This is a genomic window from Nocardia sichangensis, assembly GCF_047200615.1.
GTDB lineage: Bacteria > Actinomycetota > Actinomycetes > Mycobacteriales > Mycobacteriaceae > Nocardia > Nocardia sichangensis.
The window spans coordinates 42,196-54,366 of sequence record NZ_JBJZOK010000002.1 but is presented as its reverse complement, the minus strand read 5'-3'; the positions used below and the strand labels follow the sequence as shown (position 1 = coordinate 54,366).

Below are 12,171 nucleotides of genomic sequence, written 5' to 3'. Positions count from 1 at the left end.
CCCGACGACGGCAGGCCCTAACGCAACCCGGTGCCGCGAACGAGCGCGGTCTCGATGAGCGTGGAGACGAGTGCGGCATAGTCGATGCCGGTGGCCTCCCACATGCGCGGATACATGGAGATGGCGGTGAATCCCGGCATCGTGTTGATCTCGTTGATGACCGGCCCCTGCTCGGTGACGAAGAAATCGACCCGCGCCAGTCCCTGGCAGTCGAGAGCCTGGAAGGCACGCACGGCCAATTCCCGGATCCGGTCGGACACCTCGTCGTCCAGTTTCGCGGGAACGTCGAATTCGCAGACGTCGTCGAGGTACTTCGTGTCGAAGTCGTAGAACGCGGGTCCGTCGACGGTGACGCCGGTCTCCGGCATCCGGATCTCCGCCACCACGCTCGCCGCGACCCGGCCGTCCGGGTATTCCAGGACCCCGCACTCCACCTCACGCCCGACAATGCCCGCTTCGACGATCACCTTCGGATCATGCGCGCGCGCCACGGCGATGGCCGCGTCCAGCTCGTTCCAGTCGGTGACCCGGGTGATGCCGATCGATGAGCCGCCACGGGCCGGTTTGACGAACACGGGCAGACCCAGGCGCAGCCGGTCTTCCTCGGTGACCGTCGCGGTGCCGGGCCGCAACACCACCTGCGTGCCGATCGGCAGCCCCTCCGCCGCGAGCAGTTTCTTGGTGAACTCCTTGTCCATGCCCGCGGCGCTGGCCAGCACGCCGGGGCCGACGTAGGGAATTCCGGCGAGTTCCAGCATCCCTTGCAGGGTGCCGTCCTCGCCGAACGGTCCGTGCAGGATCGGGAACACCACATCGACCGAGCCGAGCGCCGCGCCGGGATCGTCGAGCGCGATCAGCGCCCCGGGGCGGCTGGGGTCCGCGGCCAGGGTCAATGCCGTGCCGGTGGCGTCCACCGACGGCAGTGCGCGATCGTGGATGCCGAGCGCGGCCACCTCCGAACCGCCGAGCACCCAGCGGCCTTCCGTGGTGATGCCGATCGGCACGACCTCGTACTTCTCCTGATCCAGGTGGCGAAGCACGCTACCGGCCGATACGCAGGACACGGCGTGCTCGTTACTGCGCCCGCCGAACACCACAGCCACCCTGATCCGGTTCGTCATGCCCCGAACCGTACCCGTTTCGATGCGCACTCCCACCGCTGACCGTCCCGGACACTCCCGCCGGGGCGGAGCGGGCTCACTCGGGCTTCATCCGCCGCCCGAGCAGGTTGCCGACGGCTTCGCGCACGGAGAGCCCTTCGTGACAGACCTGATGCACCGCGGTGGTCAGCGGCATCTCGACGCCGTGCCGCTCGGCCAGCGCGCGCACCGATGTGCAGGACTTCACACCCTCGGCGACCTGGCCATGAGTGGCCGACTGGGCGGCGTCCATGGATCCGCCCGCGCCGAGCACGTGCCCGAACGACCGGTTGCGCGACAACGGGGAGGTACAGGTGGCGACCAGGTCTCCGACGCCGGCCAGACCCGCGAGCGTCACCGGCTCCGCGCCGAGGGCCACCCCGAGCCGGATGATCTCGGCGAGACCGCGGGTGATCAGGCTGGCGATCGAGTTGTCGCCGAGTCCCATTCCCGACGCGATGCCGCAGGCGAGCGCGATGACGTTCTTGCAAGCGCCGCCGATCTCGCAGCCGACCACGTCGGTGTTGGTGTAGGGACGGAAGTATCCGGTCGCGCAGGCGTGCTGCACCGCCACCGCGCGATCGTTGTCCGAGCAGGCGACCACGGTCGCGGCAGGCTGGCCCACCGCGATCTCGCGCGCCAGGTTCGGTCCGGAAAGCACCGCGATCCGGCTCGGATCGGCCCCGGTGACCTCCTCGATCACCTGGCTCATCCGCAGCAGCGTCCTGGTCTCGATGCCTTTCGCCAGACTCAGCAGCGTGGCGTCGCCGGGGATCAACCCCTTCCACTCCGCGAGGTTGGCCCGCAGCGACTGCGACGGCACCGCCAGCACGACGATGTCCGCTCCATCCAGCGCCACCGCCGGGTCGTGGGTGGCCGCGACCGGCGGCAGCGGAATATCCGACAGGTAATCGGGATTGCGATGTTCGGAGGCCAGCGTCGCGGCGACCTCGGGCCGCCGGGCCCAGATCGTGACCTCGGTTCCCGCGTCCGCCAACACCTTCGCGAACGCGGTGCCCCACGATCCCGCGCCCAGCACTGCCGCCCTCGTCATCAGCCCAATATGCCATGGAAGGATTGCTCGCATGCGCCCGCACGCCGTGCATGCCGTGATCGCGGTCAAGAGCCTCGATCAGGCCAAGAGCCGACTGGCCGACCGGCTGCGCCCGGAGCACCGGGCCCGGTTGGTGTTGGCCATGCTCGCCGACACCGTGACCGCCACCGCGGCGGTCGGCGAGGTCGTATCGGTCACCGTGGTCACGCCCGACCCCGCCGTCGCGGACCTGGCCCGCACGTTGGGCGCGGAAGTCCATCCGGAACCGCGTCAGCGGCACGCCGACGGGCTGAACACCGCGCTCGCCGCCACCGCCGCCGCGTTGCGCGGCGCGCACGGCCCGATCGATCTGCTCGCTTTGCAGGCGGATCTGCCCGCGCTGCGCCCGGAAGAACTGTCGGACATGCTCGCCGCCGCCCCGCGCGGGTTGCGCTCGATCGTGATCGATCACGAGGGCAGCGGCACCGCCGCGCTCGTGGTTCGCGACCCGGTCGCCGCGCTCGATCCCCGTTTCGGTCCCGGGTCGGCACGCAGCCATATCGACGCGGGCGCCGTCGATCTCACCGGGGACTGGCCGGGCCTGCGCTTGGACGTCGACACTCCCGCCGATCTGGACCGCGCGGTGGCACTCGGGGCCGGAAACGCGACGCGTGCTGTCCTGCACGACATCGGCTGGCCGGGCGGCGTTCACGAACACGTTCCACACGTGTGCTAGCCGGTCGCCGTGGTGGCGTGAGACACATGACGATCACGGTCGCGGGATGCACACGACCTCTCCGGTAGGGGATGATCGGTGACGTGAGCGATACGGAAACCGTCAAGCAGCAGCCGTTGCTTCCCACGCCACCCCCAGCGGCGACACCCTTGTCCGCCGACTCGTCGGCGGCGCGGTTGCCACGCGATCGCTACCTCAATCGCGAATTGAGCTGGCTGGACTTCAACGCCCGCGTGCTCGCCCTCGCCGAGGACGAGTCGCTGCCGTTGCTGGAGCGTGCGAAGTTCCTGGCGATCTTCGCGTCCAATCTCGACGAGTTCTACATGGTGCGGGTGGCCGGGCTGAAACGCCGCGCCGAGACCGGCCTGCTGGTGCGCTCGGCTGACGGCCGCTCCCCCGGCGAGCAGTTGGAACTGATCGCCGCGCGCACCCAGGAGATCGCGGTGCGGCATGCCCGCGTCTTCCTCGACAGCGTGCTGCCCGCGTTGACCGCCGAGGGCATCGCGATCATCGACTGGAGCGATCTGGACGAGGACGAACGCAGTCGCCTTTCGGGTTACTTCCAGGATCAGGTCTTCCCGGTCCTCACCCCGCTCGCGGTCGATCCGGCGCACCCCTTCCCCTACATCAGCGGGCTGAGTCTCAACCTCGCGGTGACGGTAAAGGATTCCGCGACCGGCGGCGAGCACTTCGCCCGCGTCAAGGTCCCCGACAACGTCGACCGGTTCGTCCGTGTGCGCCGCACCGACTCCGGCTCCCCGATCGCGGCTTTCCTGCCGATGGAAGCGCTCATCGCCGCGCACTTGGACCTGTTGTTCCCCGGCATGGAGGTGGTCGAGCACCACTCGTTCCGGATCACCCGCAACGCGGACTTCGAAGTCGACGAGGATCGCGACGAGGACCTGCTCCAGGCGCTGGAGCGGGAACTGGCCCGGCGGCGGTTCGGTTCGCCGGTGCGACTAGAGGTGTCCGACGACATGACCGAGCACATGCTCGATCTGCTCCTCCGCGAGTTGGACGTCGACCCCGACGACGTCATCCAGGTGCCCGGCCTGCTCGACCTGTCCTGCCTCTGGCAGGTGTACGGCGTCGACCGGCCGAATCTGAAGGACACTCCGTACGTTCCCGCGACCCCGCCCGCGTTCGGCGAGCGCGAGACGCCGCGCAACGTCTTCGCCGCGCTGCGCGAGGGTGACGTGCTGGTGCACCATCCGTACGACTCGTTCTCCACCAGCGTGCAGCGGTTCATCGAACAGGCCGCCGCCGACCCGCAGGTGCTCGCCATCAAGCAGACGCTGTACCGCACCTCCGGTGACTCCCCGATCGTCAACGCGCTCATCGACGCCGCCGAGGCGGGCAAGCAGGTGGTCGCCCTGGTCGAGATCAAGGCGCGCTTCGACGAGCAGGCCAACATCAAATGGGCCCGCGCGCTGGAACAGGCCGGCGTGCACGTGGTGTACGGCCTCATCGGCCTGAAGACCCACTGCAAGACCTGCCTGGTGGTGCGCCGCGAGGGCGCCACCATCCGGCGCTACTGCCACATCGGCACCGGCAACTACAACCCGAAGACCGCGCGCCTCTACGAGGACGTCGGATTGCTCACCGCCGCACCCGAAATCGGCGCCGACCTGACCGACCTGTTCAATTCGCTGACCGGTTACTCGCGGAAAGAGAACTACCGCAATCTGCTCGTCGCCCCGCACAGCGTGCGCTCCGGCATCATCGAGCGCATCCAGCGCGAGACCGATCTGGCGGGTGAGGGTAAGGACGCCCGAATCCGGCTGAAGGCCAACGCCATCGTCGACGAGGAGGTCATCGACGCGCTGTACCGGGCCTCCCAGGCGGGCGTGCCGGTACAGATCGTGGTGCGCGGCATCTGCGGCCTGCGCCCCGGTGTGCCCGGGATGAGCGAGAACGTCGAGGTCCGCTCGATCCTCGGCCGGTTCCTGGAGCATTCCCGCATCCTGCACTTCCAGGCGCAGGACGAGTACTGGATCGGTAGCGCCGACATGATGCACCGCAACCTCGATCGCCGGGTCGAGGTGATGGCGCAGGTGAAGGATCCGCGGTTGACCGAACAACTCGGCGGGGTCTTCGACTCGGCTCTGTCGCCGACCACGCGCTGCTGGGTGCTGCAACCGGACGGCACGTGGCAGGCGTCGCCGGGCGTGTCCGGCGACGGGGACAAGATCAGAGACCATCAGGAGTTCTTGATGCGGCTGCGGAGGCCAGATCAGCAGTGAACGCCAAAACGGGGTTCGAACAAGAGGGGGGCCCGTTCTGGGATCCCCGCGTCACCGCCAATATCCACGCCGCCGGAGCGGTGCTGTGGCGCGAGTCGTCCTCGGGTGCGATCGAGATCGCGATCGTCCACCGCCCCAAGTACGAGGACTGGTCGCTGCCGAAGGGCAAACTCGACCCGGGCGAGACCCCGGTGCTGGCCGCGGTCCGCGAAGTACGGGAGGAAACCGGGCTGGAGAGCAGGCTCGGCCGCTACCTCGGCCACGTGACCTACCCGATCCCCGGCCACCGCAAGCTGAAGCGGGTCGACTATTGGGCCGCCGAACAGGTGGGCGGGGAGTTCACCGTCAACTCCGAGGTGGACGTGCTCAGCTGGCATCCGCTGGATCGGGTGATGGACCAGCTGTCGTATCCGATGGACCGGCAGGTGGTGCGCGCCTTCACCCGGCTGCCCGCGCGCACCGACACTCTGCTGTTGGTGCGGCATGCCAAAGCAGGCCGCAGGGACCGCTTCAACGGTCCCGACGAGCAGCGTCCACTCGACCGCGAGGGCGAGGCGCAGGCACAGGCGCTCACGCCGAACCTCTTGGCGTTCGGCGCATCTGAGGTCTATTCGGCTCCACCACTGCGTTGCGTGCAGTCCGTGACGCCGTTGGCGGAGAAACTCGGTGTCGAAATCATCGAGGAGCCATTACTTTCCGAGACCGGGTACGCCGAAAACCCGGACGACGCCCGGGAACGTTTTCGAGCCCTGGTGTCGGACAAAGCCATTCGTGTCGTCTGCAGTCAGGGCAAGGTGATCCCCGATCTGCTGGGATGGCTGGCCGAACGCGATGGAGTCGCGCTGCCGTCGGCGCGCAATCGCAAGGGCAGTGTGTGGGTGCTGTCGTTCGTCGGCCATCGCTTGGTGGCCGCCGACCATCTGGATCGATCGCTGTCAGCCTACGTGGTGCGGTCGGATTAGACCGGCAGCTCCCGCGTCACCGCGCGGGTCGGCGGGCGCCGAGTGGCGGCCACGGCCGTGAGGTCTCGGTAGGCGGACAGCCGAAAACGGCCCCGGGTGTCTCCCGGGGCCGTCTCGACGTTGAGGCGAATGGGCCCAGTCGTGGGGCCACGCATTCAGCGCCGATCCGGCGGTGGCTCGAGATCAGCGGGTTCCGCGAGTCGAGGCCTTCTTGGCCGCGGTCTTCTTCGCGGTGGTCTTCTTGGCGGCAGCGGTGGTGGTCTTCTTGGCCGCCGTGGCCTTGGTGGCCGTCTTCTTGGCCGGAGCCTTCTTCGCGACCGCGGTCTTCTTCGCGGGCGCCTTCTTCGCAGCGGTCTTCGTAGCGGTCGTCTTGCGCGCGGTGGTCTTCGCCGGAGCCTTGGCGGCGGCCTTGCGGGCCGTCGTCTTGGCGGGCGCCTTGGTCGGCGTCGACTTCTTGGCGGCGGTCTTCTTGGCCGCCGTCTTCTTCGCCGCCGCCTTCTTCGCCGACACCGGCGCATTCACCCCGCGCTTGACGGCGGGCCCGGTCGCGGCCAGTTTCTGCTTACCCGCGATCACCGCCTTGAACTGAGCGCCGGGACGGAACGCGGGCACCGAAGTGGGCTTGACCTTCACGGTTTCGCCGGTACGCGGGTTCCGCGCGACGCGAGCCGCACGCTTACGCTGTTCGAACACACCGAATCCGGTGATAGTGACGCTCTGACCCTTGTGCACCGCGCGCACGATGGTGTCGACCACATGCTCGACTGCCGCGGTGGCCGTGCGCCTGTCCGTACCCAACTTTTCGGTCAGAACGTCGATCAGTTCCGCCTTGTTCATTGAATCCTCCGCAGACTAATGGCCCGTCGTCGGACCGACTAGGTACCACGGTAAACCCACTTTGGGCAAGAGTCTATGTGCCACGCCAAAATTCATGTGGTTTAGCACACGTCCAGCTACCGCAACTCCGGGTGTCCAGCTAACCGGCGGGGGTGATTACGTCTGCGAAATATGTGCAGGCAGGGTAGTGGGTTTCCATGTTGGCCTTGCCTTTTCGAACCGGGCGATCGCGTCCTCCCGGCGCAGCGTCAGGCCGATGTCATCCAATCCTTCCAGCAGACGCCACCTGGTGTAGTCATCAATTTCGAACGGCAACACGACGGTTCCGGCCGTCACCGTGCGCGCCTCGAGGTCCACAACCAATTCCAAGCCGGGCTGTTCCTCGAGCAACTTCCAGAGCATTTCGACATCGTTCTGTGACATCTGAGCGGCGACCAGACCGCCCTTGCCCGCATTGCCGCGGAAGATGTCGGCGAACCGGGATGAGATGACCACCCGAAAGCCGTAGTCCGACAGCGCCCAAACGGCGTGCTCACGCGACGATCCCGTACCGAAATCCGGACCCGCCACCAAGACACTACCCCTGTTGTAAGGCGCGATGTTCAGAATGAAGTCGGGATCGGTGCGCCATGCGGCGAACAACCCGTCCTCGAATCCGGTCCGCGTCACCCGCTTGAGGTAGACCGCCGGGATGATCTGATCGGTATCGACATTGGAGCGGCGCAGCGGCACCCCGATGCCCTTGTGCACAGTGAAGGCTTCCATAACGAATCTCCTGGGTTTGATTGAGGGAATCGGGGCCGGTCAGTCCAGATCCGCAGGCGATGACAGAGTTCCACGGACCGCCGTCGCGGCCGCTACGAGGGGAGAAACGAGGTGCGTACGGCCGCCTTTGCCCTGCCTGCCCTCGAAGTTGCGGTTCGAGGTGGACGCGCAACGCTGGCCCGGCTCGAGCTGGTCCGGATTCATTCCCAGGCACATTGAGCAGCCGGCTTGCCGCCATTCGGCGCCCGCCGCAGTGAAAATCTCCCCGAGTCCTTCTTTTTCCGCCTGTGCGCGAACCCGCATCGAGCCCGGTACAACCAGCATTCGCACGCCGTCGGCGACATGACGTCCCTTCAAAATCCCGGCCACCGCACGCAAATCTTCAATGCGTCCGTTGGTGCACGAGCCGACGAATACGGTGTCGATCGGCACTTGTCGAAGCGGAGTACCCGGCTCCAAGTCCATGTAACGCAGAGCTTTCTCCGCGGACTCGCGAGCCACCTCGTCGGCGATGGCGGCGGGGTCGGGCACCGCCTCGCCCAGCGGGGCGCCTTGACCCGGGTTGGTGCCCCAGGTGACGAACGGAGTCAGCTCGGAGGCGTCGATGTGCACCTCGGCGTCGAAAACAGCGCCCTCGTCGGTCTTCAGCGCCTCCCAGGCGGCCACCGCGGCGTCCCAATCGGCTCCCTGCGGCGCGTGCGGCCGTCCTTTGAGGAATTCGTAGGTGGTCTCGTCCGGCGCGATCATGCCTGCCCGAGCGCCCGCTTCGATGGACATGTTGCAGATCGTCATTCGGGCCTCCATCGACATGGCCCGGATGGCCTCGCCGCGGTACTCCAGGACGTAGCCCTGTCCGCCGCCGGTGCCGATCTTCGCGATGACGGCCAGGATCAGGTCCTTGCTCGTCACGCCGGGCGGCATGACGCCGTCCACCGTGATCGCCATCGTCTTGAACGGGCGCAGCGAGAGGGTCTGAGTGGCAAGCACATGCTCCACCTCGGAGGTGCCGATGCCCATCGCCAGCGCCCCGAACGCGCCGTGCGTCGAGGTGTGGCTGTCGCCGCAGACCACGGTCGTGCCCGGCTGGGTCAGGCCCAGCTGCGGCCCGACCACGTGCACGATGCCCTGGTCCAGGTCGCCCATCGGGTGCAGCCGCACACCGAATTCCGCGCAGTTGCGCCGCAGCGTCTCCACCTGGGTACGCGAAATCGGGTCGGCGATCGGCTTGTCGATATCGATCGTCGGAACGTTGTGGTCCTCGGTCGCGATCGTGAGATCGGGCCGTCGCACCGGCCTGCCCGCCGCGCGCAGTCCGTCGAAGGCCTGCGGGCTGGTCACCTCGTGGACGAGATGCAGGTCGATGTAGATCAGGTCCGGTTCGCGCGAGGCACCCTCGCCCTCCCCGCGAGCGACGACGTGCTGGTCCCATACCTTCTCGGCCAGCGTGCGCGGTTCGGCCATTGTCGATCACCTTTCGGACGAAGCAGCCGTTCCGCGATCTGGACTCCGACGCGGCGACGGTTGCACAAGTTGGGATAGCTGCGCCTGGTCCGAACGCTGAGAGGAAGGATCCGTGGAGGTGGTTTCTCAACATCCGAGACGCTAGTATCGTTCTATGAGACAGCATAGCGGCATCGGCGTCCTCGACAAAGCAGTGGCGGTCCTGTACGCCGTAGCCGAGCATCCCTCGGGTCTCAACGAGCTGTGCGCGCGCACCGGTCTACCCCGCGCCACCGCACACCGTCTCGCCGTCGGCTTGGAAGTGCATCGCCTGCTCGCGCGCGACAGCAACGGCACCTGGCGGCCGGGGCCGGCCCTCGCCGAGCTCGCGACCAGCGCGAACGATCCACTGCTCGAGGCCGCGTCGGCCATCCTCCCCCGGCTGCGCGAGATCACCGGCGAGAGCGTCCAGCTGTACTGCCGCGACGGCAACGCCCGCGTCTGCGTCGCGGCGCTGGAACCTCCCGTGGGACTGCGCGACACCGTGCCGATCGGGGCGCGGCTGCCGCTCACCGCGGGGTCGGCGGCCAAAGTACTGCTGGCGTGGGCCGACCCGGAACTACAGCGCACCATCCTGGCCGACGCGGTGTTCGGCGAACGCGCGCTGGCCGAGGTGCGCAAGCGCGGGTGGGCGCAGAGCGCGGCCGAGCGTGCGGCAGGCGTGGCCAGCGTCTCCGCGCCGGTGCGCGACGCGGGCGGCGCCGTGGTCGCGGCCGTGTCGGTGTCGGGACCGATCGATCGGATGGGCCGCAGGCCGGGCGCGCGGTGGGCGGCGGATCTGGTCGCGGCGGCCGAGGCGCTGCACAAGCGCCTGTAACCTGTTTCAGTCCGGACTCTCTAGAGTTGCCCCATGGGAGTCAATCAACGGGCACAGATCGTGATGTCCGACACCGAGATCACCGAGTTCCTGCAGCGCAGCCGGATCGCGACGCTGGCGACCATCGGACCGAAGGGCACGCCGCACCTGACCGCGATGTGGTACGCGCTCATCGACGGCGAGATCTGGTTCGAGACCAAGGCCAAATCGCAGAAGGCGGTGAACCTGCGCCGCGATCCTCGGGTCACCTGCATGGTCGAGGCGGGCGACACCTACGACCAACTCCGGGGCGTCTCGATCGAGGGCCGCGCCGAGATCATCGATGACGCCGAGAAACTCTTCGCCGTCGGCGTGAGCGTATGGGAGCGCTACACCGGCCCCTACAACGAGGAATTGCGCCCGATGGTCGAAGCCATGCTGAACAAGCGGGTCGCCGTGCGCGTCGTGCCGGAGCGCACGCGCAGCTGGGATCATCGCAAGCTCGGCCTTCCGGCGATGCCGCTGGGCGGCAGTACCGCGCAGGCACTCGACTGACCGGCCCGAACGCGATCGGGCCGCGCGACGCGCGCGAAATCCAACTGACACAACCGCCTCGCACGGGCTAGCGTCGGGTGTTCGACAGCAATCGGCCGGGCACCGCCGCCCGCGAGGACGCGGCGCGCGGCCGCGACGACGAGGAGCAGCGATGGCGGATTCGGGTAAGTCCAACGGCGCCGACGAGGTGAAGCGCAAGTTCCGGGAAGCACTGGAGCGCAAGAACCAGCAGAACGCCCGCGCGGCCGACCACCTCGACGGACGGTCGAAGGCGTCCTCGGCGCACTCCGCGGTCGGCCACAAGCGGGAATTCCGGCGCAAGAGCGGATAGTCCGCACAGTCGGCGAAAGCCCTCCAGCAAGATCGCTGGAGGGCCTTTCTTTTGCCGCTCTCCCCTGCGACCGGCGCGGCCCGGCGACCGATTTGCGTCCGTCCCCTGCGACCGGCGCGGCCCGGCGGCCGATTTGCGTCCGTCCCCCGCGACCGGCGCGGCCCGGCGGCCGATTTGCGTCCGTCCGCTGCCACCGGCACGGCCCGGCGGCCGATTTGCGTCCGTCCGCTGCCACCGGCGCAGCCGGGCCGCTCATTTGCCCCCTCTCCCGCGAACGGCTCGGCTGGACTGCCGGACTCACCGGGACGGCTCGAACAGTCCCGCACCCGGAAGACCCGGCACGGGCAATTCGGCGCCACCGCCGCGCAGCCCGATCCTGCCGGTGGGCGATCCTGACCGTCCGCACAGGCGGCTCCGACGCTCTCTGCCGTGCGATCCAGGTCATTGCGGATCGAGACTCGGGCCGACTGCCGCAGCATGCGAATCGGTCCACACGAGCACGTCGCATGGGATGCCGCTCTGCCTTCGATGACTCGGCGGCGTTCCCACGGTGGGACGGGACCAGAGCTGGTACCCGCCGAACACCTGGATCATGGCCCCTTCATACGGAGCCGGACAGCGCCCACGGGGTCCAGCGCGAACCATCGGCCGAGAGTGAGATACGGCACAGTCAGTAGTTCAGGCGAGGTACCACCAACGACAGGCCGAGCTTCCGAAGAGATCCGCCGCCCGCCTAGGCCCGGATCCGCCACTGACCACACCACCGGACCACGACCATCCAGGCGGGGCGAAGCCCTCGCCGAGTGTCCGGGGGCGAAGCCCTCCAGGCGGGGCGTGGGGGTTGCACCATCACAAGACACTGCGAAACGAGAAAGGCCCATGCTCCATGAGCATGGGCCTTCCATTCGTGTAGCCCCGACGGGATTCGAACCCGCGCTACCGCCTTGAGAGGGCGGCGTCCTAGGCCGCTAGACGACGGGGCCAGGACTGCTTCTCACTGTCGCGAGGAGCGCCGTGGTTGATCTTTCGATCAGGAGGCTCGGCTAGTTTATCTGGCCGAGGCCCGGCGACCAAATCGCCAGGTGCTGAGGGATTTCGGCCGCGAACCGAAGTCTTACAACACACTCCGCTGGGGTACCAGGACTCGAACCTAGAATGGCTGAACCAGAATCAGCTGTGTTGCCAATTACACCATACCCCAATGACCAGGTCGTTCAGCCTCGCGTCTGGGTGACTCGAGACCGTGTTCCGGGCCGAGAAGAAGAGTACCAAAC

General features: G+C 67.8%; 11 protein-coding genes and 2 tRNA genes. 6 read left to right on the top strand and 7 right to left on the bottom strand.

Annotated features, from left to right (window positions below; all coding sequences use genetic code 11):
• Positions 1–17: 17 nt before the first annotated feature.
• Positions 18–1,121 (bottom strand): D-alanine--D-alanine ligase family protein, encoded by a 1,104-nt coding sequence (locus ACL03I_RS02690; RefSeq protein ID WP_355069809.1) that lies wholly within the window; start codon positions 1,119–1,121, stop codon positions 18–20.
• Positions 1,122–1,197: 76 nt separating this feature from the next.
• Positions 1,198–2,193, bottom strand: coding sequence for an NAD(P)H-dependent glycerol-3-phosphate dehydrogenase (locus tag ACL03I_RS02685; protein WP_355069808.1), 996 nt, complete (start codon positions 2,191–2,193; stop codon positions 1,198–1,200).
• Positions 2,194–2,224: 31 nt separating this feature from the next.
• Here ACL03I_RS02685 and cofC point away from each other — a divergent pair, with 31 nt between their 5' ends.
• The 3 genes from cofC (at position 2,225) to ACL03I_RS02670 (ending at position 6,113) form a co-directional block, all read left to right on the top strand.
• Entirely contained in the window at positions 2,225–2,908 is a 684-nt protein-coding gene (cofC, locus tag ACL03I_RS02680) for a 2-phospho-L-lactate guanylyltransferase (RefSeq protein ID WP_355069806.1), read from the top strand.
• A 71-nt stretch (positions 2,909–2,979) separates the two neighbouring features.
• Positions 2,980–5,151 carry an RNA degradosome polyphosphate kinase gene (locus ACL03I_RS02675; RefSeq protein WP_355069805.1) on the top strand — a complete coding sequence of 724 codons (2,172 nt, stop codon included), beginning with the start codon at positions 2,980–2,982 and terminating at the stop codon, positions 5,149–5,151.
• The gene (locus ACL03I_RS02670) at positions 5,148–6,113 is read left to right on the top strand and encodes an NUDIX hydrolase (RefSeq protein WP_412805078.1); all 966 of its coding nucleotides are present in this window, start codon (positions 5,148–5,150) and stop codon (positions 6,111–6,113) included. Before ACL03I_RS02675 ends, ACL03I_RS02670 begins: the two co-directional genes overlap by 4 nt.
• Before the next feature lie 183 nt (positions 6,114–6,296).
• On the opposite strand, the gene ACL03I_RS02665 is transcribed toward ACL03I_RS02670, so the two are convergent.
• The 3 genes from ACL03I_RS02665 to leuC all read right to left on the bottom strand — a co-directional run bounded on the left by ACL03I_RS02665 (position 6,297) and on the right by leuC (position 9,176).
• On the bottom strand, positions 6,297–6,950 hold the full coding sequence (locus ACL03I_RS02665; protein ID WP_039799597.1) for an HU family DNA-binding protein: 654 nt from the start codon (positions 6,948–6,950) through the stop codon (positions 6,297–6,299).
• 156 nt (positions 6,951–7,106) lie between these two features.
• Positions 7,107–7,715 carry a 3-isopropylmalate dehydratase small subunit gene (gene leuD / locus ACL03I_RS02660; RefSeq protein ID WP_355069801.1) on the bottom strand — a complete coding sequence of 203 codons (609 nt, stop codon included), beginning with the start codon at positions 7,713–7,715 and terminating at the stop codon, positions 7,107–7,109.
• A gap of 39 nt (positions 7,716–7,754) precedes the next feature.
• Positions 7,755–9,176, bottom strand: a complete 1,422-nt coding sequence (leuC, locus tag ACL03I_RS02655) for a 3-isopropylmalate dehydratase large subunit (RefSeq protein WP_355069800.1) — start codon at positions 9,174–9,176, stop codon at positions 7,755–7,757.
• 154 nt (positions 9,177–9,330) lie between these two features.
• On the opposite strand from leuC, the gene ACL03I_RS02650 reads away from it, so the two are divergent.
• The 3 genes from ACL03I_RS02650 to ACL03I_RS02640 all read left to right on the top strand — a co-directional run bounded on the left by ACL03I_RS02650 (position 9,331) and on the right by ACL03I_RS02640 (position 10,897).
• On the top strand, positions 9,331–10,032 hold the full coding sequence (locus ACL03I_RS02650) for an IclR family transcriptional regulator (RefSeq protein ID WP_355069799.1): 702 nt from the start codon (positions 9,331–9,333) through the stop codon (positions 10,030–10,032).
• Positions 10,033–10,065: 33 nt separating this feature from the next.
• On the top strand, positions 10,066–10,566 hold the full coding sequence (locus tag ACL03I_RS02645; RefSeq protein WP_356961235.1) for a PPOX class F420-dependent oxidoreductase: 501 nt from the start codon (positions 10,066–10,068) through the stop codon (positions 10,564–10,566).
• A gap of 151 nt (positions 10,567–10,717) precedes the next feature.
• Complete coding sequence (locus ACL03I_RS02640) at positions 10,718–10,897, top strand: DUF5302 domain-containing protein (RefSeq protein ID WP_355069796.1); 180 nt, start codon at positions 10,718–10,720, stop codon at positions 10,895–10,897.
• 910 nt (positions 10,898–11,807) lie between these two features.
• Here the strand turns inward: ACL03I_RS02640 and ACL03I_RS02635 are convergent.
• Both ACL03I_RS02635 and ACL03I_RS02630 read right to left on the bottom strand, forming a co-directional pair.
• Positions 11,808–11,880 (bottom strand) — tRNA-Glu (locus ACL03I_RS02635).
• A gap of 146 nt (positions 11,881–12,026) precedes the next feature.
• Positions 12,027–12,098 (bottom strand) — tRNA-Gln (locus tag ACL03I_RS02630).
• Positions 12,099–12,171 lie beyond the last annotated feature (73 nt).